Raw genomic sequence first — 23,257 nt, 5'->3', positions numbered from 1 at the left:
GGGTTCCGTGCCCGGGCGGAACACAGGCCCCGGGGAGCGTCCGACGCCCCGGCACGTGGCGTGCGTGATGGACGGGAACGGCCGGTGGGCGGCGGCCCGGTCGCTGCCGCGCACCGAGGGCCACCGTGCCGCGGAGAGCACGGTCATCGACGTGATCGAAGCGGCACGGTCGGCCGGCGTGGAGTGGCTGAGCCTGTACGCGTTCTCGACGGAGAACTGGCGCAGGCCCGACGGAGAAGTCGACTATCTGATGCGGCTGGTGCGCCGTGTGGTGCGCAAGCACGCCCCGCTGCTGCACGCGCGGGGCATCCGCTGCCGCTTCCTCGGTGTGTCGGACCCGCGGATCCCCCCGGCCCTGAGCCGGGACTTCACCGATCTGTCGACCCTGACCGGCAGGAACCGGGGCATGACGCTGACCGTCGCGTTCGACCACGGCGGCCGCGGTGACATCGTCGCCGCGGCGCGGTCGCTGATCCGCAGCGGAGTGCCGGCCGACGCCGTGACCGAGCAGAGCTTCGCCGCCCATCTGCCCTTCCCCGACACGCCGGACGTCGACCTGGTCATCCGCACCTCGGGCGAACAGCGCATCTCCAACTTCATGCTCTGGCAGGTCGCCTACGCCGAGTGGGTCTTCCCGCGCGTGCTGTGGCCCGACTTCCGCGCCCCGCACTTCCTGGAGTGCCTCCACACCTACCGGCAACGCCAGCGCCGCTTCGGCGGCGTGCTCCCGAAGCAGAACGGAGATTCGTGACCTTGAGCAACCCAGACGGCCGCCGTCCCAGCGGCCACGACGCCCGCGACGAACGCCTCTCGGAGACGGGAAGCGGCGCGGAGCAGCACCCGTCGTTCGGCCCGGGCTCGCAGTTCGACCAGTTGTTCAACGACCCGCGGTGGGCGCTCGCCATGGTGCGGGCCACCGTGCTGGAGGCGGCGCACCCGCAGATCGGCGGGGCGCTGATCGACAACTCCACCTTCGTCGCCCACCCTTGGCGACGGTTGCGCAACACGCTCGTGAGCCTGCAGCGCATGTTCGGCGCCGACGACCACGTGCGCGCACGGGAGGCGGCGCGGCTCAACCGCCTGCACGCACGGTTGAACGGACGCGACGCGCGGAACCGGCCGTACGACGCGATGGACCCGGGTGTGCGGGCCTGGGTGGTCGCGACGCTGTTCGAGAGCGCCGTCACCATGTTCCGGCTGAGCGGCCGGCCCATGCCGCCCGACGCGGTGGAGAGGCTGTACGGCGAGTTCCGGGCCTATCTCGCCGCCCTGGGGGACGAGGCCGGTCATCTGCCGCCCACGCTGAGCGAGTTCTGGTCCTACTACGACCGCATGGTCGAGGAGGAACTGGAGAACACCGAGGCGATGCGCGTCATCCTGTACAAGCTCTTCGACCACCTCCCCGCTCCCCCGCTGCTGCAAGGCCTGCCCACGCTGTGGGCGGCGGGGCGGGCTGTCGCGGGCCCGGCCATCGGGGCGATCACGGTGGCCTCCCTGCCCGAGCCGTTCCGCCGCCGTGCCCAACTGCCGGAACTGCCCGGCGCGCAGACTTTGATGCAGGGCGCCTACCTGGCCGTCGGCCTGGCACGATTCCTGCCCGACGGCTGGATCAGGGCCCAGAACATCGCCGATCTGCTGGCCCTCTCCCCCGGCAGCGACGACCCGCGGGCCAGGACGGTCGAGGCCCTGCGCGAACAGATGCAGCGCGCCGGGGCCCTGCTCCGACTCATCACTCCGCCGGCGCCCGAACCGGAGCCGGCGGCGCCGCCGTCGGCCGGACAGCGCGGCACGGAGGAGTTCTTCCGCGAGGTGCTCGACCAGACGGGCGACGGATACCTCACCTGGCCGGACCTCGCCGCGATGGCCCGGGAGCTGTCCAGCCGCCTCGACCTGGACGAGCCCGAGGAGACCCGGCTCTACGACGCCTTCGCCGCCTGGTGGCGCGAGCTGCAGACGGCCCTCGACACCGACGGCGACGGCCGTGTCAGCGCCCGGGAGTACGCGGCGGCCGCACCGACCCTGGCCGGTCCCGCGCTGATCAGAGCCGCCGAAGTCCTCTTCGACGTCACCGACAGGGACGGCGACCAGCGCATCGACGCGGCCGAGTACCGCGCCCTGTTCCGCACCGGCTTCCACCGCGACACCACCGCCGACACCGCCGCGTACACACGCGGCGCCTTCGTGCAGGACTTCCTGACCTTCATGGCGGGCCGACGGCGGTCCACGCCCTACGACCCGCTGTTCGCCGACGCCTGAGGCAGGGCGGCCGTCGGCGGTCCGCCGTCGACTGTCGACTGTCGACCGCGGGACGCGGCCGCCGCCACCGGCAAACGCCGGAACCTGCTCGGCTCCGCTCTACCAGCGGACCGTGACAGCGCCCCTCACCGGCGGTGCCGATGTCGACCTGACCGACATCGACATTCCCGACGGCGCGGAGCTGCGCATCACCAAGCCGAGCCTGATCGGCGGCGTCAAGCTGCGGGTCCGGCACGACGTCCGGGTGGAGGTCCACGGGCTGCGTCTGGGTGGCGTGAACGACCACGGCCCGAGCGAGCCGGGCGGTCCGACGGTCCGGATCGACGCCTGGGGGCCTGCTCGGCGGTGTCACCGTCCACCGCGCGCAGGACGGAGTGCGGCGGCGGACGGCGGCCCGGCGGGGGCCCGCGCCACGGGGAGGTGGCGCGGGTACCGCCGGGTCGCCGTGTTTCCCGTGGGGGGACGGTGGGACCGCTACTGGTCGGTGACCTTCAGCAGTTTGTTGGGCGTGCCGGCGCCGACACCGGTGAGCTTGTCGGCGGTCGCGGCGCCGGTGAGCGCCGAGGAGACCTGGGCCGGTGCGGCGTCCGGGTGCGCGGCGAGGTAGACGGCGGCGGCACCGGTGACGTGCGGGGTGGCCATGGAGGTGCCGGATATCGTCTTGGTCGCCTCGTCGCTGTCGTTCCAGTCCGAGGTGATGTCCGAACCCGGCGCGTACAGGTCGACCAGAGAGCCGAAGTTGGAGAAGTCGGACTGGGCGTCGCCGTCGGTGCTGGAGGCGACGGTGATGGCCTCGGGCACCCGGGCGGGTGAGCTGTTCTTGGCGTCGGCCGACTCGTTGCCGGCGGCGACCGCGAAGGTGACGCCGGAGGCGATGGCCTTGCCGACCGCCGCGTCGAGGGCGGGGTCGGTGCCGCCGCCGAGGCTCATGTTCGCGACGGAGGGGCCCTTGTGGTTCTTGGTCACCCAGTCGATGCCGGCGACGACCTGCTCGGTGGTGCCGGAGCCCTTGTCGTCGAGGACTCTCACGGCGACGACCTTGGCCTTTTTGGCGACCCCGTGCGCCGTTCCGGCGATGGTGCCGGCGACGTGGGTGCCGTGGCCGTTGCCGTCGTCGGCGGTGTCGTCGTTGTCGACCGCGTCGAAGCCGTAGCTCGCGCGGCCGCCGAAGTCCTTGTGGCTGATGCGTACGCCGGTGTCGATGACGTACGCCGTCACTCCCTCGCCGGCCTTGTCCGGGTAGGTGTACTTGTGGTCGCCGGTCTTCTCGGTCTGGTCGACGCGGTCGAGGCCCCAGGAGGGCGGGCTGTCCTGGGTGGTGTCGATGTGGAACTTCTTGTTCTGCACCACCGTGGCGACCGCCGGGTCCGCGGCCAGCCGCTTGGCCTCGGTCGCGGTCAGGCTCGTCGCGGAGAAGCCGTCGACGGCCGAGCCGTAGGTGCGGGCGAGCTTGCCGCCGTACTGGGCCGCCAGCTCCGACTCGCGCGTCCGGGACGTGTCGTGGTCGAGCAGGACGATGTAGCTGCCGGCCACCGCGCCGTGCGCGTTCAGGCCGTAGACGGTTCCCTCGGCGGGGCGTTCCGCGTGGGCGACGGGCGAGACGACCACGGCGAGGCCCACGACGGCGGCGGCCGAGGCTGTCGCGGTCGCGAGCTTCGCCTTGCCGCTGCGCTTGTGATGCGACGTCAAGAGGGGTCTCCTCAGGGGTTGTGGGGGGTGGGTGGGGGGATGCCCCGACGGCGGACGCCGGTGCGTCAGGGGAGCGTGCCGAGTTGTCGCGGGCAGATCAACCCCGGACGGGGAGCCGGCCGGCCGCTCCAGCCCACACCTCCACCGGATCCCCTCAACCGTGAGGGAACCCGCCGCTCGAACCCCAGGTCGCGGCCTTGATTGAAAGCCCGAAGCAACACCGGAGGAGCCTTCGTGACTCTTTCTGCACAGGACGGGCACGCATCCGGACCCGGGGATTCCCGGACGGCGTGTGACGGATGGCGCGACGGTGGTCCGGGCGGGCGCCCGCAACGGCCCGAGGGCCCTGCGCGCGAGGCGGAGGGCCCTCGGGTGACCGCGGGGCGGTCAGTACGTGTGCAGGGTCAGGCCGTAGCGGTTGAGGATCTCGTTGACGGGCTGGAACCAGGTCTCGCCGCCGCTGCCGCAGTTGCCCCAGCCGCCGGAGGTGACGCCCTGCGCCTGGTCCCCGGTGATGAAGGAGCCGCCGGAGTCGCCCGGTTCGGCGCAGGCGCTCGTCTTGGTCAGCTGGTGCACCGCGCCCTGGCTGTAGTTGACGGTCTCGTTCAGTGCCAGGGCCGTGCCGCAGTGCCAGTGCGAGGTCGATCCGGACCGGCAGACCGAGGAGCCGACGGGCGCCACGGCCGAGCCGCGCACGAGCTGGTCGGGCACCGTGCCCCAGCCGAGCACGACCGGGACCGTCCACCAGCCGCTGCCGACGCTCACCCAGGCGTAGTCGTTGTCCGGGAACGAGGAGCCCTGGAAGGTGCCGATGTAGGAGCCGTCCCAGCCGCTGACCCCGGCTCCGGGCTGAGCGCAGTGCCCGGCGGTGACGAAGCCGCCGTACACGGAGAAGCCTATGGAGCAGCGGACGTTGCCTGTGTAGTAGGGGTCTCCGCCGACCGTGCCGGCGGCCAGCGTGCGCGGGGCGGAGCGGAGGGTGTGGACGGTGACCGGCCCTTTCGCGCGGGCCCGGGACAGGAACCGTCGGACATCGTTGTCGGAGCGCGCGGAGCGGGCGATGTCAACGACGACCTTGTTCGCCTTGGGGTCGACGTGCCAGCCGCTCACCCCGGCCGGGGCGGACATCCGGTCGATGCGGGCTTTGACGCCGTCCAGCAGCCGGGCGCTGTGCGCGACCGTACGGACGTCGGCGCCGGCCGCCTCGATCGTCCGGCGGGCGGCCGGTGTGGCCCGCGGGGTGAGCGCGACCGTCAGGCGTCCGCGCGCGGGGTCGAACCAGGAGCCCGCGTAGGCGTTGCCGGCCGCGCGGCGTGCCCTGGGGCCGAGCGCCGAGGCGGTCCGTTCGGCCCGCAGCCGGGCCTCGGCCTGCTCGCGGGTGAGGCCGAGGTCCCGTCGCATGGCGGTCAGGATCCCGTCGCCCGCGGGTGCGGCCGAGGTGGCCGAGGGCACGGTCCGGCCGGCGGAGCCGACGGCCGAGGCGGGGAAGCCGCCCGCCGCGCTCAGGCCACCGACGATGAGGCACGCGGCCAGGAAGGGGTGCACAAGTCTTCTGCGGTGCATGGGAGTTGCCCTTCGTCGTTCCAGTGGTGGGGTGGAACAGCCGATTTCTGAGAGCGCTCTCATGTGGCGAGGCAGAGCCTAGCCACCTATCAGCGTCAGGTCCATGCCAATGCAGTAGTTCCGTACGCGGCTCCGCCGGACGGGTGACGGCCCATCGGGTGAAGCCGGACGGGGGGACGGCGGGCCGGGGCGGGGCCGGACCGGGCCCGCGCCCCTGGTCGGCGCGGGTCCGTCCGCCCGGCCGCACCGCGCGGAACGTCTGTCAAGGCGGGCGGGCCGAAGTCGCGGGCGCGCCGGGCGGAGCGCGCCGGGCGACGGTACACGAGAGGTATGCGACACTCCCGGACCGCGTCCTTCGCGGCCTCCCTGCTCCTCGCCGCCGCCTGCGCCCTCGCGGGCCCGGCGACCGCGGAACCGGCACCCCGCACCAGGGCCACCGGCTATGTGGCCCTGGGTGACTCCTACTCGGCCGGCGTCGGCGCAGGCGACTACCTCGGCTCCGACGCCGGCTGTCTGCGCAGCGGCCGGGCGTTCCCCGCCCTGTGGGCCGCGGCGCACCGGCCGTCCTCGTTCGCCTTCACCGCGTGCAACGGCGCCCGCGCCAAGGACGTGCTGGCCGGGCAGCTCGGTCCGCTCGGCCCCCGTACCGGCCTGGTCAGCATCACGGTGGGCGGCAGTGACGCGGGCTTCGGCCGGGTCATGGCGACCTGCGTGCTCCCCGGCCGCACCGCCTGCCTGTCCGCGATCACGGGTGCACTGTCGTACGTGGACGGGACGCTCGCGGGCGACCTCGACCGGCTCTACACGGCCGTCCGGGTCAAGGCGCCCGCCGCCCGTGTGGTGGTGCTGGGCTACCCGCACTTCTACCGGCTCCACGGCACCTGTGCGGGCGGCCTCCAGGACGTCGAGCGGTCGGCGCTCAACGCCGCGGTGGACCACCTCGACAACGTGATCGCCAGGCACGCCCTCGACCACGGCTTCGTCTACGCCGACCCCCGGACCACCTTCGCCGGGCACGAGATCTGCTCCGCCGGCCCGTGGCTGCGCAGCGTCACCTGGACGGACCTCACCGAGTCGTACCACCCCACGGCGCCCGGCCAGGCGCTCGGCTACCTGCCGCTGTTCGCCGGCGCGGCGGCGTGAGACACGCCCGGCGGACTCGGCAGCGGCCGCCAGCCGACCGGTACGTTCCGCATGACCAGCGCGCAGTCCAGGGTCGCGGTCCCGGGCGGGAAGCGGTCCGGGGCGTCGAAGAAGGAGGACGCGGCGGCCCGGACCCGTCCGGCCTCCACATGCCAGGCATCGGTGCGCAGTTCCATGCCCTCCAGGTGACCCGAACGGGTGGGCGAGAGACCTTTTGTGCCGCGCCGGAAGAAGCGGGACGCCTCGGCGAGGTCGGCGAAGAGCAGGCTGTCACGCAGTGCGTCGGCCACGTCGACGGTGACGTCCACTCGCGTGTCGCCGTCCCGGGTCGCCAGCGCCACGCGGATCCGGCGGGGCGTCTCGTGGACCTCGAAGTCGGCGCGGCCGTGTGCGCCGGGGAACACGCGGCCGCCGGCCCAGGCGTTGACGCGCGAGGCGGTGTCCCGGCGCGGGATGTACACGCCGGTCTCGACGCCGTCCGGGCCGTCCCACTCGACGGCGATCCGGTGGGCCGCGTTCTCGCTGCGCAGCCCCAGTGCCCTGGGGGCCCACACCGGCCGTACGTCCCCGAGGCGCAGCAGGCAGATGCCCGCGACCGCGTACCCCCGCACCACCTGCGGGCGCAGCGGCTCGGGCAGCAGCCGGGCCGCGGCCTCCGGGGCGACGCGGTAGTTCACCAGGAGCCGTCGTTCGATGCTGCTGGACAGGTGCGGCTGTCTCATGCTTCCCCCGGTTCTCCGGACTTCCCGTTGCGCGCCCCAGGGCGCCATCTGGTGTGGCGGAGCACGATCTGCTCGGGGCAGACGGCGCTGAGGAACCGGCCGACGCCGGTCGCCAGGCGGTCCTCGGCCAGGGTGTAGAGGATCCGGTTGCCGTCGCGGCGCTCGGTGACCAGGCCGGCTCCCTTGAGCACCCCGAGGTGCCGCGAGACGGAGGGCGCGCTGATCGGGAACCTGCCCGCGATCTCGCCGGCCGCGAGTTCACCCTCCCTGAGGTGCTCGAGGATCTGACGCCTCGTCGGGTCCGCGAGGGCCCGGAAGACCCCTGTCTCGTCCTGCGCATCTGCCACACCCAGTATTTAGCATGTTGGCTAAGGAGCTAACAAGGGAGTGGCCGGATCCAGCTCGGGTTCGCCGGGGCGGCGGGCCCGGCGCACCTCCTCGACGATCGCCCAGGCGTCCGCCACCGGGCCCACGTGTCCGAGCTTGTCAGGGTTGAGGACGGTGCGGATCGCCTGGATCCGGCCGTCGAGGATCTCCAGCGACCAGGTGTTGACGACCTTGCCGTCCCGGTCGCGGAAGACGGCGCCCGGCTGGCCGTTCACCTGGCGGGGTTCCACGACGCCACCCACCCGCATGAAGGGCGAGAGGAGGACGGAGAGCGCCCGGGCCACCTTGTCGGCGCCGAACACGCCCTTGCCCCAGCGCGGTGCCTTGCCCCCGCTGTCGCCGATCAGGTGGACGTCGGCGGCGAGCAGTTCCCGCAGTCCGTCGACGTCGCCCTCCCTGAAGGCGTCGAAGAACCGTTCGGCGAGCTCCTCGCGTTCCTTGCGGTCGGCCGCGAAGCGCGGCCGGCCGGCGTCCATGTGCCGACGGGCCCGCACCGCGAGCTGGCGGCACGCCGGCTCGCCGCGTCCCACCGCCGACGCGATCTCGGCGAAGCCGAAGCCGAACACCTCCCGCAGCACGAAGACGGCCCGTTCGAGCGGAGTGAGCCGTTCGAGCAGGAGCAGGGCCGCCATCGACACCGAATCGGCCAGCTCGGCGGAGCGGGCCGGGTCCTCGTAGGGGTCGGCGAGCAGCGGCTCGGGGAACCAGGGCCCCACGTACTCCTCACGGCGGACCCGCGCGGAGCGCAGCACGTCGATCGAGAGGCGGGTCACCACGGAGGACAGGAACGCCTTGACCGAGACGGGGCGCGTGGTGGTGGTCTCGTAGCGGAGCCAGGTCTCCTGGACCGCGTCCTCGGCCTCGCTCACGCTGCCGAGGATCCGGTAGGCGATCGAGAACAGCAGCGGCCGCAGCTCCTCGAACTCCGTCGCGCGCGTGGTGCCGCTCTCCTCGGGCGCGGTCATGCCAGCTCCTCCGCGAAGCCCTGGCGCCACGACGGGTGGCGCAGTTCCCAGCCGAGTTCCCGCTTGGCCTTCGCGTTGGAGAAGCCACGCCCCTCGGTCATCATCACGACCGCCTGGTCACCGGCGAGCAGCCGGGCCAGCCACGCCGGGACCCGCCGCGGCCGTTTCGCTCCCGCGCAGGCGGCCAGCCACGGCAGCCACTCGCTCGCCGGGGCGGGTTCGTCGTCGACGACGTTGAACACGCCCCGGGCCTTCTGCTCCACGGCCAGGACGGTGGCGCTCGCGGCGTCGTCGAGGTGCACCCACGAGCTGTAGCCGGTCCCCCGGCCGACGAGCGGGTACTGCCGCTTGCGGACCAGCTCGACCTGGTCGTCGATGGCGCCGGGGCCGTAGAACGCGCCGTAGCGCAGGACGGCGCCGCCGGCCCGGAGGACGGCGTCCTCTGCGTAGCGCAGCGTCTCCAGGCCGGCCTGCGCCGCCGTGCCCTCCAGCAGGTCCAGCGGGTCCTCCTCGGTCTTCACCGGGCCGCCCTCGCGGATCCCGTTCCAGCTCGCGTACCCCTGCGCGACGACGTGCGGCACGCCGGTCGCCGCGGCCGCCGCCAGCAGGTGGTCCGTGCCCTCTCCGCGCAGCCGGTTGGTCTGGGCGAACCAGCGGTCCGGATGCTTGATGTCGGGCTTGCCGGCGTGCGCCATGGAGATCGCGGTCATCTGGTGCACGACCGCGTCCGGCCGGGCCGCGGCCACGGCCTCACCCACCGACTCCGCGTCCAGCCCGTCCATCACGACGCCCGTCGCACCCAGCCGCTGCACCAGGCCCAGCTTGGCGGCGCTCGTCGTCGTGGCCGTCACCTGGTGCCCCCGCGCCACCAGCCGCGGCACCAGCCGCCGCCCCAGCACCCCGCTGCCACCCGCCACGAACACCCGCATGATCGTCGTCCTCCAGGTTCCGGAAATCGTCTCCCGGACACGGGACGGCACAGCCCCGCCGTTTGTGACTTCGGTGCGGCGGGCGGGGTGACCGGGCGGCGGGGCGCCGCTCGCGGCCGAACGGATGGATCTTGTGACCAGTCCGCTCGTCCCATCGGGTGGACGGCGCCCCGAAACCTACTTTGGGGCCATGAGTTCCCCGGCAACACCCTCAGCCGCACCGGACACTGCCGCGCGCGGGCGCCTCTGAGACATCTCGGGCGGCGATCGACCCACTGGCTCCTGTGCGAGGTTGAAGAATGGACTTCTCCAGTGCGCTGAGGCATCTCTCCGAGGCGCAGAAACCCGGTAGAGGGGTGTCCCTCTACACCCGGTTCGTCAACCGGCCCGTCGGCCGGCTGCTCGCGGCGGCCGCGCACCGCGCCGGGCTGACGCCCAACCAGGTGACCGCCGCCAGCGCCGCCGTCACCTCCACGGCCCTCGTCGCGATCGCCTGCTGCCGGCCCGTGCCGGCGCTCGGGCCCTGGGTCGCCCTCGCCCTGGTGCTCGGCTTCGCCCTCGACTCCGCGGACGGGCAGCTCGCCCGGCTGCACCGCACCGCGAGCCCGACCGGCGAGTGGACGGACCACGTGGTGGACTGCGGGAAGCTGCTGGGCGTCCACGCGGCCGTCCTGATCTCCTTCTACCGCTTCTTCGGCCTGCCGCATCCGGCCCTGCTGCTCGCCCCGCTGGTCTTCCAGTTCTCGGCCGTGCTGCTGTTCTTCGGCGGGATCCTGACGGAGCAGCTGCGCAGACGGCAGGCCGGGCCGGAGCCCGGGCCCCGCCCCCTCTCCGCCGTCCGCGGCATGGCACTGCTCCCCCTGGACTACGGCCTGCTGTGCCTGACGTTCGCGTTCCTGGGCCACCGGCAGGTCTTCTTCACGCTGTACGCCACCCTGCTGGCCGCCCACGCGGCGCTGCTGCCCGCCTTCCTCGTCAAGTGGTACCGAGAGCTCGCCGGAGGGCCCCCGGCGCTGCGGTCGCGTGCCCTCGCGTGGGGCCGGAGCGCCTGAGGAAGCCGACGGCGGGCCCGGGGTGCCCGCGCCACCGGTGGGGCTGGGGCGCCCGCGCCACCGGTGCGGGCACCCTCCGCGGTCCCGTTCACATGCCCGCGGAGGCCCGCCGGTGTGCCTGGTCGAACTCGGTCAGCGCGTCCACGCCGGTGTGCCACGGCCAGGCGGTGACGACGCCGCCGAGGGCCTCGAAGACCGGGTGGGCCTCGCGGCGCCGGTCGGCGGCCATCAGCGCGTAGGCGAGGAGGTTGAGGTCGGCGAGCGCCCTGGCGTGGCGCAGGAAGCCCGGCTGCGCCCAGGTGTGGGCCACCCGGTCGAGGGCCTGGGCCGCCATCGCCTGGGACCAGTGGTTGCGCGCGACCAGCGCCTCGAAGCCGCCCCGGCCGAGGACGGTCTGGTACTGGAAGACCTGGGCGGTCAACTCCGTAGCCGCGCAGGGGGCGTTGGCCGGCATCCGGGCGCTGAGGCCGTCCACGAACTCCAGGACCTGCATGCGCGAGCCGGACTCCTCCGGGGTGAGATAGGTGAGCATGCTCAGGTAGGCCTCGCGGTTCCAGCGGTCGCGTCCGAGCACCTCGTTCCACACCCCGAACACCTGGGGCTGCTGCCAGCGTTCCAGCCGGGCCACGCCGAGCAGGGCGATCCAGGGCGTGGGGTCCTCGGGGGCGAGTTCCGCGGCCCGGAAACAGCTTTCGATGACGTCGGTCCGGTCCTCCAGGTGTCCTCGCGAGCGGGCGCTCACCACCTGGGTCCAGGCGTGCAGCACGAGCGCGCTCGGGTTGCGCGGCTCGCGCGCCGCCCAGGAGCGGGGCAGATGCGAGTCGGCGAGGAAGTCGGCGAGTACACCGATGCGGTGCGTCCGCCGGTCCCAGTCCCCCGGGTCCTGGTCCAGGATCCGGGAGATCTGCGCCACGCACAGGTCCGTCGTCGCGATCGTTCCGGTCCTCGTGGTCGCCAGGAGACTCTTCAGCAGCTTGCCCAGGTCCTGGTCGTCGAGTTCCGGGGCGAGACGCGCCCGTCTGCGGCGACTTGAAAGAAATGCCATGCCGGGAGGCTAGAGGGGCTCAGGATTCGCACAAGGCTTCCACCGAGATCGTTATGGATTACACGTCTCACCTGCGGGTTACTCGTCCGTACCGCGATATGGGCGGTCCACTCACCCCTCGGGCAGCGCGTCCGGCAGGCCCAGCGCGGCGGACACCTGGCGCCAGATGGCGGTGAGCGCCGTGTCGAGGGTGACGGCCGGGTCGCGCAGCATGAGGCGGATGCCGTAGCCGTCACTGAGGGACAGCACCAGGGTGCTGAGGCCGTCCACGTCGACCGGTGCGAACTCGCCGGAGGCGATGCCGCGTCGGACCGCGCCGGCCACCCAGGCGTGCAGCTGCGCGTACAGGTCCACGGCGAAGGCCCGGGTGGTCTCGTCGCGCAGGGACCTGGCCCACAGCTCCTGCCACAGCCGCCAGTCCTGACGCAGTTCGGGATCGGTGGGCAGCAGGCTGCGCAGGATCCGGGCCAGCACGACCGCCGCCGGTGCCGTCTCCGCGTCGCGTTCGGCGTCGAGGGCGGTGTTGGCGAAGGAGTGGGTCATCGCCTCGGTGAACAGCTTCTCGCGCGTGTCGAAGTGGTAGTGCAGCAGGGCCGTGGACACGCCGGCCCGCTCGGCGACCATGCGCATACGGATCTTCTCGAAGCCGATCTCCGCGATGACCTCGCACGCCGCCGTCAGGATGCGCTCACGCGTGTCCGCCGTGCGCACTTTGGTCGACACCCTGCCGCTCCCCTCGTCCGGTGCTCGTAGGCCGTGACCATTTTTACTCACCTCGGGCCCGCCGGTGCGGCCGCCTCGGGTCGCGGGACCGCGTCGTAGGTGTGGAAGCCCCGCCCGGACTTCCGCCCGAGCAGGCCGGCCTCGACCATCCGGGACAGCAACGGCGGCGGCGAGTACTGCGGCTCGCGGAACTCGGCGTACAGCGATTCGGCGATGGCGCGGGTGGTGTCCAGGCCGATGAGGTCGGCGAGGGCCAGCGGGCCGAGGGGGTGGGCGCAGCCGAGGACCATACCGCGGTCCACGTCCTCGACGCTCGCGCTGCCCGACTCCACCATGCGGACGGCGGCCAGCAGGTACGGCACGAGCAGCGCGTTGACGACGAATCCGGCCTTGTCCCGGGCGCGGACGACCTCCTTGCCGAGTCTGCCCGTCACGAAGGTCTCGGCCCGGTCCGCGGTACCCGGCGAGGTGAGCAGGGACGGGACGAGTTCGACCAGCCGCAGGACCGGTACCGGGTTGAAGAAGTGCACGCCTACGACACGGTCGGGGCGGGTGGTCGCGGCGGCGAGCCGGATGACGGGGATGGCGGAGGTGTTGGTGGCGAGGATGGTGTCGGCTCCGGTGACCACGGAGTCGAGGCGGGTGAAGACGTCGCGTTTGAGGCGCTCGTCCTCGGCCACGGCCTCGATCACCAGGTCGCGGTCGTGCAGTGCCTCCATCCGGTCGGTCACCGTGACCAGGGCGCAGGCGGCCTCGCGCTGGTCGGCGGTGAGCCTGCCGTGTGCGGTGGCCCGGTCGAGCGACCGGGTGACGCGCAGGCGGCCCTCGCGGGCCGCCTGCGCGTCGCGCTCCACCACGGTCACCGGCAGGCCGGCCCGCGCACAGACCTCGGCGATGCCCGCGCCCATCAGTCCGCAGCCGACGACTCCGACGCGTTCGATGCCGGTCATCCGAGCTTCCCTTCGATCTGTGGGCAGGGGTGTCAGGCGGTGGGCAGGTCCAGCACGCCCGTACCGCGCTTGACGAGTTCGTTGGCGATGATCAGCCGCTGGATCTCGGAGGTGCCCTCCCAGATCCGGTCGACGCGCAGCTCGCGGTAGAGCCGCTCGACGGCGTAGGCACGGTCGTAGCCGCGGCCGCCGTGGATCTGCAGGCACCGGTCGATCACCCGGCCCGAGGCCTCGCTGGCCGCGAGCTTGGCGATGGCGGCCTTGGCGTGCAGCGTCTTGCGGTCCTCCGCGGACGCCCGGTCGACCTCCCAGGCGACCTGGTGGGTGTAGGCACGGTTGACGGCGATGTCCACCGCGCAGTCCGCGAGCATCCCCTGGATCAGCTGGTACGAGGCGATCGGCGCGCCGAACTGCTCCCGCTCCACCGCCCAGTCCCGGGCCAGTTCCAGAGCCCGCTCGGCGGCGCCGGTGGTGCGGGCCGCGATCATCAGGCGCTCCTCGGTGAACCAGGAGCGGGTGATGTCGTAGCCCTCGCCGATGCCGCCGAGGACGGCGTCCGGGCCGACCTGCACGTCGGTGAAGGTGAACTCGGGGTGCTCGTAGACGAAGGTGTGCATGAAGCGCGGGACGCGCGTCATCTCGATGCCGGGGGTGTCCTTGTCGACGAGGAACAGCGTCGGCGCGCGCTCGGGGCCCGCGGCGGCGAGCACGATCATGAAGTCGGCGTGGTCGCCGACGGTCACGAACCACTTCTCGCCGTTCAGCACCCAGCCCCGGTCGTTCTTCGTCGCCGTGGTGGAGATGTTCTGCGGGTCCGAGCCGGCGCCGCGCTCGGTGACGGCGTAGCAGTCGCGCCGCTCCCCCTTGATCACCGGGACGAGGAAGCGTTCGCGCTGCTCGGGGGTGCAGAACCTGAGCGCGTTGGCGGGCCGCCACACCATGTCCCACAGGGCGCCGGTGAGCCGGCCCAGCTCCTCCTGCACGGTGACCTGTTCGGCGATGGTGAGGCCGGCGCCGCCCCATTCGGCCGGCATGTTGACGGCCTGGAGCCCGGCGTCGAGCACCGCGTCGCGGATCTTGGCGTGGGCGTCGGCGGGCAGGCCGTTGTCCTCCTCGCACCGCTCCTCGTAGGCGGCGATGAAGTCGGTGAGGGCGCGCGCGTCGGCCTTGAGCTGTGCCTGGCGCGGGGTGAGACGGAAGTCCATGGGTGTCCTCGCAGTGCTGGGGCGTGTGGGGCGGGGCGGGGTCAGTGCGTGGGCAGGGCCAGGGCGCGGGTGCCGCGCTTGATCAGCTCGTTGGCGATGATCAGCCGCTGGATCTCGGAGGTGCCCTCCCAGATCCGGTCGACGCGCAGCTCGCGGTACATGCGCTCGACGGGGTAGGTGCGGTCGTAGCCGCGGCCGCCGAAGATCTGCAGGCACCGGTCGGCGACGCGGCCGGCGGCCTCGCTGGCGGCGAGCTTGGCGGTGGAGGCCTTGGCGTGCAGGGTCTTGCGGTCGGTGCCCGGCTGGTCGGCCTCCCAGGCGACCTGGTGGGTGTAGGCACGGTTGACGGCGATGTCCACCGCGCAGTCCGCGAGCATCCCCTGGATCAGCTGGTACGAGGCGATCGGCGCGCCGAACTGCTCGCGCTCCACCGCCCAGTCCCGGGCCAGTCGCAGGGCGCGCTCGGCGGCGCCCACGGTGCGGGCCGCGATCATCAGCCGCTCGTCGGTGAACCACTCCTTGGTCAGCTCGTAGCCGTTGCCGACACCGCCGAGCACGTCCTCGTCGGCCACGAAGACGTCGGTGAAGGTGAACTCGGGGTGCCCGTTGACCGCGGAGTGCATGAAGTGCGGGACGCGGGTCATCTCGACGCCGGGCGCCGCCTTGTCGACGAAGAAGAGGGTGGGCAGCCGGTCCGGGCCGGCGTCCGCCTGCACCAGCAGGAAGTCGGCGATGTCACCACAGGTGACGAACCACTTCTCCCCGTTGAGCAGCCAGCCGCCGTCGGCGCGGGTGGCGGTGGAGGTGCCGGAGGAGGGGTCGGAGCCGGCACCCGGCTCGGTGACCGCGAACGCGTCGAACCTCTCGGCCCGGATGACGGGCAGCAGGTACTTCTCGCGCTGCCGCTCGTCGCCGTAGGCGAGGACGTTGGCGGGCCGCCAGGGGATGTCCCACAGGCAGTTGGTGACCTTCCCGAACTCCTCCTCCACGATGACCTGGTCGAGGAGACCGAGGCCGGCGCCGCCCCACTCGGCGGGCATGTTGATGGCGTAGACGCCGGCGTCCATCGCGGCCCGGGTCAGTTCGGTGACGAGCTGCTGGGGCAGAGGGCCGCCGGCCTGCTCGGACTGGTCCTCGTAGCGCATCAGCAGTCGGGCGTAGTCGGCGGCGCGGCGTTTGAGGTCGGCCTGCTCGGGGGTGTAGCGCATGTCCATGGGGGCCTCTTCGGTCGGTCACACGGTCGGGTCAGGCGAGTACGGCTCGGGAGTCCAGGGCGAGGACCCCGTCGGGGCGCACGAGCAGGGGGTTGACCTCCAGCTCGGCGATCTCGGGGTGCGCGGCGGCGAACGCGGTGATGGTCTCGACGGCCGCCGCCGCCGCGGCGACGTCGACGGGCGGGCGGCCCCGGACGCCGTCGAGCAGGGCCGCGGCGCGCAGTCCGCGCAGCAGGCGCTCGGCGCGGTCGACGGGCGCGGGGGCCAGGGTGAAGGCGACGTCGCGCAGCGTCTCGGCCAGGACACCGCCGAGGCCCACCATGGCGACCGGGCCGAAACGCGGGTCCCGGTTGACGCCGACGATCAGTTCGACGCCGTCGGTCAGGTCGGCCATGGCCTCCACGGAGTAGGCGGGGGCACCGAGGCGGGCGTGCATCTCGCGGAAGGCGGCGAGCAGTTCGTCGGGTCCGGCCAGACGCAGGGCCACACCGCCCGCGTCGGACTTGTGCAGCAGGTGCAGCGCCTTGAGCACGTAGGGCCCGGTGAACTCCGCGGTCGCGGCGAGCAGTTCGGACTCGTCGTGGATCTCCCGGGCGGCGGGGAAGGGAAGTCCGGCTGCCTCGAGGGCCCTGCGGGTCTCCAGGTAGCCGCTCTCCCGCAGGGGCGGCGCGGGGCGCGGTAGGGGGACGACGGCGGTGTGCGGTGGGCGGGGCGCGGTGGCGGCGAGGGCCCGGGCGGCGTCCTCGGTGGCGGCGAAGACCGGTACGCCGGCCGCCGCGAGGGTGCGGCAGCTCGGCGACGCCGGGTACATCGACTGGACCACGAGGGGCTTGGCGGTGGCGCAGTGGCGGGCGGCGATCAGGCGCGCGGCCTCCTGCTCGCCGTCCGCCAGGACCGTGCCGCCTCCCCCGAGTCCGCCTTCGGCGGCCGCGTAGCCGCCGAAGTAGCCGGTCATCAGGACGGCGTCGACCTCCTCGGCGGCGAGCAGCGCGGCGACGGTCGCCGCGTAGGATCCGGGGTCCTGCTCGCCCATCCCGGCGAGGTCCACCGGGTTGGCGACGGCCGACTGCTCCCACAGGGCCGCCCGCAGCCGGTCCCGGGTGGGTTCGTGGAGTTCGGGCACGGTCAGGCCGGACGTCTCCACGGCGTCCGCGGCGATGACGCCGTGGCCGCCGCCGTCGGTGAGCACGGCGACCCGGCGGCCGGCCGCCCGGCGTCCGCCGTGCAACGCGGCCAGGGCGACCGTGAGTTCGCGCGGGGTGGCGACCAGTTCCACGCCGGCGTCGCGGCAGGCGGCGGTGACCACGTCGGCGGAGGTGGTCAGCGCACCGGTGTGGGACTGGGCGCTGCGGGCGGAGGCGTCGCCGCGCCCGGCGGTGAGCAGCACCACGGGCTTGCCGGCGTCGGCGGCGGCCTCGGCGAAGGCCCGTCCGTCGGCGAAGTCCTCCGCGTAGACGGCGACGGCCTGGGTCCCCTCGTGCCGGGCGCAGTCCGCGAGCAGGTCGACGAGGGTGACGTCGGCCTGGTTGCCGAGCGACACGAAGCGCGAGAAGCCGAGTCCGTGCGCACCGAAGCGGAGCTGGAGTTCGAGGGCGAGGTTGCCGCTCTGGCTGAGCAGTGCGACGCCGCCGGGGGTGAAGGTGTCGGAGGCGAGGAAGAGTTCGGTGGTGTTGTCGGCGATGCCCAGGCAGTTGGGGCCGACCATCACCGCGCCCGCCGCCCGTACCCGTTCGGCCACGGCCTGCTGGCGGGCGCGGCCGGCGGCTCCTGTCTCGGCGAAGCCGGCGGTGATGGCGACGATCGCCCGTGCCCCGCACCGCAGGGCCTCGTCTACGGCGTCCTCGAAACCGGCGGCGGGCACCGAGATCACGGCCAGGTCGACGGGCTCGCCGAGCGCGCTCAGGCTGGGGGCGGCGGTGCGGCCGAGCACGGTGCCGCCGCGGCGGTTGACCAGGTGGACGGGGCGGCGGCCGTCGGCGCGGACGGCCTGGGCGGCGATGGCGTGGCCGTACTTGGCCGGGTCGTCGCTGGCACCGACGACGGCGACGGAGACCGGGTCGAAGAGGGCCGACAGGTCGCGTCCCATGTCACTTCACCAGCCGCAGGGCGGAGTTGGGGCAGGTGGCGACGGCGGCAGCGGCGGCTTCCTCGTCAGCTGGCGGGACCTCGGCGGTGCGGGTGCTCGCGTAGCCCCACTCGTCGAGGTCGATCAGCTCGGGCGCGGGTTCCTGGCACAGGCCGTAGCCCTGGCAGCGGGTGGAGTCGAGCAGGAGTTTCATGGGGCTGTCCTTTCGGTGCGGCGGGTACGGCCGGCTATGTGGGTACGCCCGGCGCGGTGGGCGGGCATCGGGTGGCGCACGGTGGGGCGGGCGTCTCGGTAGGAGCGGGAGTGGGTGGGCATCCGAAGGCGCGGGTGGGGCGAGCTTCGAGCGGGGCGAGCCGGGGCGGGCGTCCCGGCGGGCCGGGACACGTGGGCCTCGGAGGGTTGAGCGGATGCGGACCGGGCCGGAGCGGCGCGGTCAGGGCACCGGCACCCGGAACCGGCGGCCGTCCTCGGGCGCCGGGTGCGCGCACGCCGGACAGGCGCCGTCGCGGTGGGCGTCGACGCGGTCGGGGAACCGGTCGAGCAGGGTGGCGACGACCCGGGCCGCGGCGTCGAGCAGCCCGCAGGCTCCTCGGCCCGGCAACTGCCGCGACCAGCGCCGCAGTTTGCCGGTCGGATCGTCGTCGGTCGCGCCGCGTGCGGCGGCCGCGAGGGTGGTGGCCAGGGCTCCGGTGCCGGAGACGCAGACACCGCACTGCCGGGCGCTCTGCGCCTTGAGGTAGGCGGCGGCCTCCGTGGCCACGGCGACCGGGCAGTCCCCGGGGTGCAGGAAGTGCAGGGCACCACAGCCGAGGGCGGTGCCGGCCGCGTGCAGCCCGTCGTGGTCGAGCGGCAGGTCCGGCCAGCCGTCGCCGTGGAGGCCGCCGAACATCCCGCCCAGCAGGACGGCCTCGGCCGCGCCGTGCCCCGCCAGGTCGGCGAGGACCTTCAGGCGGGTGCCGGCGGACACCTCGACCAGCGCCGTCGCCCCGTCGGCGCCGCCCCGCCCGGAGAGGGTCACCAGATGACCGGCGGCGACGGCGGCCGCCGCGTCGGGCCGGGAGTGGATCAGGGCGATCCGGGCCAGGGTCTCCACGTTGGCGACCAGGGTGGGCGCACCGCCGACACCGCTTTCGAACGGGCGTGGCGGTTTCGCCGTGGGCAGCGCCGGGCCGCCGTCGACGCGCCGGACGACCGCCGACTCCTCCCCCGCGACGTAGGTGTGCTCCGTGCACACGACCTCGACGGCCGGCTCGGCGGGACGTTCGGCGAGCGCCCGGCGGACGGCCTGTTCGGCGTGGCTGTCGGAGAGGTACACCCAGCCGCGCGCGGCGCCGGTCATGGCCGCGGCCAGCCGGAGGCCGTCGAGGACCAGGTGCGGCCGGTGGCGCAGCAGCCAGCGGTCCTTCACCGAACCCGGTTCGCCCTCCTCGCCGTTGGCGACGACGACGGAGCGGCCCGGCGCGTCGCGGACGGCTCGGAGCTTGACGGCGGCGGGGAAGCCGGCCCCACCCCGGCCGCGCAACCCGGCTCCGGCGACACGGTCGAGCAGGCGCCCGGGGGCGGGCAGCGGCGCGTAACCGCCCCGGGCGAGATACCGGGCGAGGTCCTCGCCCGAGCCCGTGCCGGAGGTACCGATGGCGGGCGCGGGTTCGGTGTACGGGAGGAGAAGGCCGGGCCGTCCTTCGGGGAGGAGGGAGAAGACGCCGGTCATGCGGTGCTCCTGGGCTGGGAGGGGCCGGACGGGTCGGGAGGGCCGAGCGGATTGGGAGTGCCGGACGGCACGGGACGGCCGGACGGCGCGGGACGGCCCGACGGCGCAGGAAGGCCAGACGGCGCAGGACGGCCGGACGGCGCGGGAAGGCCAGACGCGTCGGGACAGCCCGACGGATCGAGACGACCGGACGGATCGAGACCACCGGGCGGATCGGGACGGCCAAGCGGGGCGGTGCCCCGGTGGCCGCGCAGGCGGGCCAGTGCGTGTTCGAGGTCCCGCCGCTGGCCGGCGGTGCGGGCGTAGGCCGCCCCGGGCAGGCCGATCAGCATGTGGTGGTGGTCGAGGACGACCTCGCCGGCCACCAGGGCCGGGCGCGGGTCGGGGGGCTCGGCACCGGCGGCCGCGACGACCAGCTCGGTGACCTCGCCCAGGTAGCGCAGCCAGCCGCGCTGCGTGCCGCGCAGCACCAGCCGCTCGACGCGCCGGCGCTCGGCGGCGACCAGGGCCGGGGAGGGGCGGCCGGCCGCCGGTGCGCGCAGGGCGGCCACCGCTGCGGGCAGCTCCTGTTCGGGCTCCGGTGTGAGGCCGAGCCAGACGAGACTTCGGCGAGCGCTCATGCGTGCCTCCGGGGTGGCCCCGTCCCGGATGCTCCGGGGACGGGGTGGCGCGGCGAGGGCGGGGACGGGTGGCTCCGGCGCCGCGACAAGAGGCGCGCGGGGGGGGAGGAGCCGGGGTCTCGGTGCCCGGCGCGGGGCCGGGGCGTCAGGTGGGTGGGTGCGGGGCGCGCGGTCGGGGCCGTGCGTGTCCCGGGGACCGTGGCGTCCGGTGCCGGACGGCGGGTCGTGGCGCGGACGGGGCCGGACGAGGGCCGAGCGGCGTCCGCGGGCTCGCGGCCGGTGCCGGGCCGCTGTCAGCGTGCCTGGCCGGCCACCTGCCGACGACACTAACTAACTAATTAGTCAGCCCACAAGTCTTGACTTGCTCCTACCCCCGCCCCAGTCTGACTAACCAATTAGTCAGCCGGACCTCCCAGGCCCGGTCGGCCTCCGGAACGCCGCGCCCGCCGCCCGTTCCGGGCACAGCCTCACCGCCCATCGCCGCCTCAGCGGCGCGGAGGAGGACCCCATGCACCCCTCGACCACCCGGGCAGCCGACGCCGTCTCCGCTGCCTCGCCCGGGCCGCCCCCCGGACCGGAGCATCCCGGGGAGGCGCTGCCCGCCCGCTACTACACCGACCCCGCGGTCGCCGAGGCCGAGACCGAACGCATCTTCGCGCGGTCCTGGCAGCTCGCCTGCCACGAGTCCGACCTGCCGGAACCCGGCGCACGCCTGACCGTCACGGTCGCCGGCCGTGAGGTCCTGGTCGTACGGACCGAGGACGGCGGACTCGCCGCCCACCTCAACGTCTGCCGGCACCGCGGCACCCGGCTGGTCGCCGGGCCCGAACCGTCGGGCAAGGCGATCCGGTGCCCGTACCACGGCTGGACGTACAAGCTCGACGGGCGGCTCGTCGGCGCCCCGGAGGCGCGCCGGATCCCCTGCCTCGACAAGCCGAAGCTGGGGCTGCACCCGGTCAACGTCGAGTCCTTCCTCGGCTTCGTCTTCGTCAACCTCGACCTGGAGGCGGCCCCGCTGGCCAAGACGTGCGCCGGGCTCGCCGAGGCCGTGGGCCACTACGCCGGACCCGGCCTGGTCCCGGTCGGCAAGCACCGCATCCACGACCTGGCGGGCGGCGAGGAGCAGAACGCCAACTGGAAGGTGATCGTCGACAACTACCTGGAGGGCTACCACGTCCCCGTGGCCCACCCCGCGCTGATGCGGCTGCTCGACTACCAGGCGTACACGGTGGACGTGCGGGAGAACTACGTCCTGTTCGAGTCCCCGCTGCGCGACAAGCCCTCCTCGAACTGGACCGAGCGGCTCTACCAGCGCCTCGCCACACCGATGCCCGGTCTGACCGAGGCCGACCGGCGGGTCTGGCGGTACGCCGTGATCTACCCGAACACGCTCATCGACTTCTACCCTGACCACGTGCTCGCGTGGACCGCCCTGCCCACCGCCCAGGACCGGGCGGCGATCCCCGGCGCCTTCTACACCCGGCACGGCGAGAGCGTCCGCACCCGGATGGCCCGCCGGCTCAACATCCACATCGGCTGGGTGACCAACGACGAGGACGCCGAGCTGGTGGAGCGCGTCCAGGCCGGGCTGACCACGCCCGGTTTCGAGCCGGGGCCGCTCTCGCGGCGCGAGGCCGCGGTGGGATGGTTCGCCCGCCGGGTCCGGGACGACCTGGAGGGGGCCACTCCGTGACACCCGCCGCACCGCGCCCCCGCCCCGTGCCGCTCCCGCCGGGCTTACCCCTCCCCCGCTGACACGCGCCGCACCACCCCAGACCGGTCTTCACTGCGGAGTCAGGGCCCGCAGCGAGCCGACCAGCCGGTCCGCCCTGGACTTGTGCCGTTCCTCGACGGAGAGGACGCTTCATGTCCCCCCTTCCACCCACCCCACCGACCCGCCGCGCCCTCCTGCGCGCGGGTGCCGGCGGGCTGCTGGGCGCCGCGGCCGCGGGCTGCGGTTTCATGCCCGCCGCGCGACCCGACGCGAAGGCCCTCGCCCCCGTCCGGGCCCGCGTCGACGGCGACCTCGTCTACTTCAACTGGGCCGACTACGTCGACCCGTCCGTCTTCAAGGGCTTCGAGAAGGAGTACGGCGTCAAGGTCGTCCAGTCGAACTTCGACTCGATGGAGGGCATGGTCGCCAAGCTCAACGCGGGCAACCGCTACGACATCGTCTTCCCCACCGCCAAATGGGCCCAGCGCCTGGTCCGCGGCGGCCGGCTGCGCCGCATCGACCACGGCCAGCTCACCAACGCGCACGCAGTCTTCGGCACGTACACCTACTACGCGGACCCGTGGTACGACCCCGGCTCCGCGCACACCGTCCCGTTCACCGCCTACAAGACCGGCATCGGCTGGCGCCGTGACCGGATCGGCGAGCTGACCGGCTCCTGGAAGGACCTGTGGAGCGACCGGGCCCGGGGCAAGGTGTTCCTGCTGGACGACCGGGACGAGGTGCTCGGCATGGGCGCCCTCGAACTCGGCCTCGACGTCAGCACCGGCGACACCGCGGACCTCGACCGGATCACCACCCTGCTGGGCACCCTGCGGCCGCGGCTGCGCGGCTTCTCCAGCGACAGCTACAACAACCTCCTCAACGGCAACGCGGTCATGACGCAGGCCTGGAGCGGCGACATGGCGGCCATGCTCAACCAGGCCAAGGACCCCTCCGTGTTCGGCTTCCAGGCACCGAAGGAGGGCACGCCGATCAACTCCGACTGCTACGCCATCCCCTGGAACGCGCCGCATCCGGGCACGGCGATGCTGTTCATCGACTACATGCTGCGGCCGGAGAACGTGAAGAAGAACATCGAGTACATCGGCTACCCGATGCCGGTGGCCGGCTCCGAGAAGACCTACGCCGACCTGGTCGGACCCTTCCCCGAGTGCCTGGTCACCGAGGCCGACCTGAAGGCGGACCTGTTCTTCCGCAACGGCGGCCGCGCGGCGGAGGACGCCCGCGACACCGCCTGGACCCATGTGAAGGCGGGCTGACCC

Annotated in this window: 21 protein-coding genes; 6 read left to right on the top strand and 15 right to left on the bottom strand. The window is 73.6% G+C overall.

Features of this window, described 5'->3' with window-relative positions; genetic code table 11:
- Positions 1 to 55: 55 nt before the first annotated feature.
- A complete protein-coding gene (gene uppS, locus PV343_RS10470; RefSeq protein ID WP_415923476.1) occupies positions 56 to 751 on the top strand; it encodes a polyprenyl diphosphate synthase in 696 nt (231 codons plus the stop codon).
- A 2-nt stretch (positions 752 to 753) separates the two neighbouring features.
- Positions 754 to 2,256 (top strand): oxygenase MpaB family protein, encoded by a 1,503-nt coding sequence (locus tag PV343_RS10465; RefSeq protein WP_415923475.1) that lies wholly within the window; start codon positions 754 to 756, stop codon positions 2,254 to 2,256.
- A gap of 474 nt (positions 2,257 to 2,730) precedes the next feature.
- On the opposite strand, the gene PV343_RS10460 is transcribed toward PV343_RS10465, so the two are convergent.
- Complete coding sequence (locus tag PV343_RS10460) at positions 2,731 to 3,945, bottom strand: S8 family peptidase (RefSeq protein ID WP_319146561.1); 1,215 nt, start codon at positions 3,943 to 3,945, stop codon at positions 2,731 to 2,733.
- Between the two features lie 387 nt (positions 3,946 to 4,332).
- Positions 4,333 to 5,508: a S1 family peptidase gene (locus tag PV343_RS10455; RefSeq protein ID WP_319146560.1), complete on the bottom strand. Its 1,176-nt coding sequence runs from the start codon at positions 5,506 to 5,508 to the stop codon at positions 4,333 to 4,335.
- Positions 5,509 to 5,838: 330 nt separating this feature from the next.
- On the opposite strand from PV343_RS10455, the gene PV343_RS10450 reads away from it, so the two are divergent.
- On the top strand, positions 5,839 to 6,651 hold the full coding sequence (locus tag PV343_RS10450; protein WP_319146559.1) for an SGNH/GDSL hydrolase family protein: 813 nt from the start codon (positions 5,839 to 5,841) through the stop codon (positions 6,649 to 6,651).
- Here PV343_RS10450 and PV343_RS10445 read toward each other — a convergent pair.
- Genes PV343_RS10445 through PV343_RS10430 form a run of 4 tightly spaced genes read right to left on the bottom strand, consistent with a single transcriptional unit; the run spans position 6,618 to position 9,654 of the window.
- On the bottom strand, positions 6,618 to 7,373 hold the full coding sequence (locus PV343_RS10445) for a DUF2071 domain-containing protein (RefSeq protein WP_319146558.1): 756 nt from the start codon (positions 7,371 to 7,373) through the stop codon (positions 6,618 to 6,620). The two genes, PV343_RS10450 and PV343_RS10445, sit on opposite strands and share 34 nt — an antisense overlap.
- Positions 7,370 to 7,720, bottom strand: coding sequence for a metalloregulator ArsR/SmtB family transcription factor (locus PV343_RS10440; protein WP_319146557.1), 351 nt, complete (start codon positions 7,718 to 7,720; stop codon positions 7,370 to 7,372). Before PV343_RS10440 ends, PV343_RS10445 begins: the two co-directional genes overlap by 4 nt.
- Before the next feature lie 21 nt (positions 7,721 to 7,741).
- A complete protein-coding gene (locus PV343_RS10435) occupies positions 7,742 to 8,725 on the bottom strand; it encodes an RNA polymerase sigma-70 factor (protein WP_319146556.1) in 984 nt (327 codons plus the stop codon).
- Positions 8,722 to 9,654, bottom strand: coding sequence for an NAD-dependent epimerase/dehydratase family protein (locus PV343_RS10430; protein ID WP_319146555.1), 933 nt, complete (start codon positions 9,652 to 9,654; stop codon positions 8,722 to 8,724). Before PV343_RS10430 ends, PV343_RS10435 begins: the two co-directional genes overlap by 4 nt.
- Positions 9,655 to 9,953: 299 nt before the next feature.
- On the opposite strand from PV343_RS10430, the gene PV343_RS10425 reads away from it, so the two are divergent.
- Positions 9,954 to 10,706: a CDP-alcohol phosphatidyltransferase family protein gene (locus PV343_RS10425; RefSeq protein WP_319146554.1), complete on the top strand. Its 753-nt coding sequence runs from the start codon at positions 9,954 to 9,956 to the stop codon at positions 10,704 to 10,706.
- 88 nt (positions 10,707 to 10,794) lie between these two features.
- Here PV343_RS10425 and PV343_RS10420 read toward each other — a convergent pair whose 3' ends face one another.
- The 9 genes from PV343_RS10420 to PV343_RS10380 form a co-directional block, all read right to left on the bottom strand.
- The gene (locus tag PV343_RS10420) at positions 10,795 to 11,751 is read right to left on the bottom strand and encodes a hypothetical protein (protein ID WP_319146553.1); all 957 of its coding nucleotides are present in this window, start codon (positions 11,749 to 11,751) and stop codon (positions 10,795 to 10,797) included.
- Between the two features lie 111 nt (positions 11,752 to 11,862).
- A complete protein-coding gene (locus PV343_RS10415; protein ID WP_319146552.1) occupies positions 11,863 to 12,474 on the bottom strand; it encodes a TetR/AcrR family transcriptional regulator in 612 nt (203 codons plus the stop codon).
- Between the two features lie 47 nt (positions 12,475 to 12,521).
- The gene (locus PV343_RS10410) at positions 12,522 to 13,424 is read right to left on the bottom strand and encodes a 3-hydroxybutyryl-CoA dehydrogenase (RefSeq protein WP_319146551.1); all 903 of its coding nucleotides are present in this window, start codon (positions 13,422 to 13,424) and stop codon (positions 12,522 to 12,524) included.
- A 32-nt stretch (positions 13,425 to 13,456) separates the two neighbouring features.
- Positions 13,457 to 14,629: an acyl-CoA dehydrogenase family protein gene (locus tag PV343_RS10405; protein WP_319146550.1), complete on the bottom strand. Its 1,173-nt coding sequence runs from the start codon at positions 14,627 to 14,629 to the stop codon at positions 13,457 to 13,459.
- A gap of 41 nt (positions 14,630 to 14,670) precedes the next feature.
- On the bottom strand, positions 14,671 to 15,843 hold the full coding sequence (locus PV343_RS10400) for an acyl-CoA dehydrogenase family protein (protein WP_319146549.1): 1,173 nt from the start codon (positions 15,841 to 15,843) through the stop codon (positions 14,671 to 14,673).
- 31 nt (positions 15,844 to 15,874) lie between these two features.
- Positions 15,875 to 17,929: an acetate--CoA ligase family protein gene (locus PV343_RS10395; protein WP_319146548.1), complete on the bottom strand. Its 2,055-nt coding sequence runs from the start codon at positions 17,927 to 17,929 to the stop codon at positions 15,875 to 15,877.
- Position 17,930: 1 nt separating this feature from the next.
- The gene (locus PV343_RS10390; protein ID WP_319146547.1) at positions 17,931 to 18,122 is read right to left on the bottom strand and encodes a ferredoxin; all 192 of its coding nucleotides are present in this window, start codon (positions 18,120 to 18,122) and stop codon (positions 17,931 to 17,933) included.
- 240 nt (positions 18,123 to 18,362) lie between these two features.
- The gene (locus PV343_RS10385; RefSeq protein WP_319146546.1) at positions 18,363 to 19,640 is read right to left on the bottom strand and encodes an NADH-ubiquinone oxidoreductase-F iron-sulfur binding region domain-containing protein; all 1,278 of its coding nucleotides are present in this window, start codon (positions 19,638 to 19,640) and stop codon (positions 18,363 to 18,365) included.
- Entirely contained in the window at positions 19,637 to 20,260 is a 624-nt protein-coding gene (locus PV343_RS10380) for a hypothetical protein (RefSeq protein ID WP_319146545.1), read from the bottom strand. Before PV343_RS10380 ends, PV343_RS10385 begins: the two co-directional genes overlap by 4 nt.
- A 508-nt stretch (positions 20,261 to 20,768) precedes the next feature.
- Between PV343_RS10380 and PV343_RS10375 the strand changes: the two genes are divergently transcribed.
- Complete coding sequence (locus PV343_RS10375; protein ID WP_319146544.1) at positions 20,769 to 21,953, top strand: aromatic ring-hydroxylating dioxygenase subunit alpha; 1,185 nt, start codon at positions 20,769 to 20,771, stop codon at positions 21,951 to 21,953.
- Between the two features lie 173 nt (positions 21,954 to 22,126).
- Positions 22,127 to 23,254: a spermidine/putrescine ABC transporter substrate-binding protein gene (locus tag PV343_RS10370; RefSeq protein ID WP_319146543.1), complete on the top strand. Its 1,128-nt coding sequence runs from the start codon at positions 22,127 to 22,129 to the stop codon at positions 23,252 to 23,254.
- Positions 23,255 to 23,257 lie beyond the last annotated feature (3 nt).

This window comes from Streptomyces sp. WI03-4A (assembly GCF_033792105.1).
Taxonomy (GTDB): domain Bacteria; phylum Actinomycetota; class Actinomycetes; order Streptomycetales; family Streptomycetaceae; genus Streptomyces; species Streptomyces collinus_A.
Note: the sequence above shows the minus strand (reverse complement) of the source record. Positions and strands in the feature narration are given on the sequence as shown.

Bases quoted from the DNA above. Each gene is read 5' to 3' on its own strand.
- PV343_RS10425 (WP_319146554.1), top strand. From the start codon at position 9,954: ATGGACTTCTCCAGTGCGCTGAGGCATCTCTCCGAGGCGCAGAAACCC.
- PV343_RS10385 (WP_319146546.1), bottom strand. From the start codon at position 19,640: ATGACCGGCGTCTTCTCCCTCCTCCCCGAAGGACGGCCCGGCCTTCTC.
- PV343_RS10370 (WP_319146543.1), top strand. From the start codon at position 22,127: ATGTCCCCCCTTCCACCCACCCCACCGACCCGCCGCGCCCTCCTGCGC.
- PV343_RS10430 (WP_319146555.1), bottom strand. From the start codon at position 9,654: ATGCGGGTGTTCGTGGCGGGTGGCAGCGGGGTGCTGGGGCGGCGGCTG.
- PV343_RS10380 (WP_319146545.1), bottom strand. From the start codon at position 20,260: ATGAGCGCTCGCCGAAGTCTCGTCTGGCTCGGCCTCACACCGGAGCCC.
- PV343_RS10435 (WP_319146556.1), bottom strand. From the start codon at position 8,725: ATGACCGCGCCCGAGGAGAGCGGCACCACGCGCGCGACGGAGTTCGAG.
- PV343_RS10455 (WP_319146560.1), bottom strand. From the start codon at position 5,508: ATGCACCGCAGAAGACTTGTGCACCCCTTCCTGGCCGCGTGCCTCATC.
- PV343_RS10400 (WP_319146549.1), bottom strand. From the start codon at position 15,843: ATGGACATGCGCTACACCCCCGAGCAGGCCGACCTCAAACGCCGCGCC.
- PV343_RS10405 (WP_319146550.1), bottom strand. From the start codon at position 14,629: ATGGACTTCCGTCTCACCCCGCGCCAGGCACAGCTCAAGGCCGACGCG.
- PV343_RS10450 (WP_319146559.1), top strand. From the start codon at position 5,839: ATGCGACACTCCCGGACCGCGTCCTTCGCGGCCTCCCTGCTCCTCGCC.
- PV343_RS10420 (WP_319146553.1), bottom strand. From the start codon at position 11,751: ATGGCATTTCTTTCAAGTCGCCGCAGACGGGCGCGTCTCGCCCCGGAA.
- PV343_RS10395 (WP_319146548.1), bottom strand. From the start codon at position 17,929: ATGGGACGCGACCTGTCGGCCCTCTTCGACCCGGTCTCCGTCGCCGTC.
- PV343_RS10410 (WP_319146551.1), bottom strand. From the start codon at position 13,424: ATGACCGGCATCGAACGCGTCGGAGTCGTCGGCTGCGGACTGATGGGC.
- PV343_RS10390 (WP_319146547.1), bottom strand. From the start codon at position 18,122: ATGAAACTCCTGCTCGACTCCACCCGCTGCCAGGGCTACGGCCTGTGC.
- PV343_RS10375 (WP_319146544.1), top strand. From the start codon at position 20,769: ATGCACCCCTCGACCACCCGGGCAGCCGACGCCGTCTCCGCTGCCTCG.
- PV343_RS10445 (WP_319146558.1), bottom strand. From the start codon at position 7,373: ATGAGACAGCCGCACCTGTCCAGCAGCATCGAACGACGGCTCCTGGTG.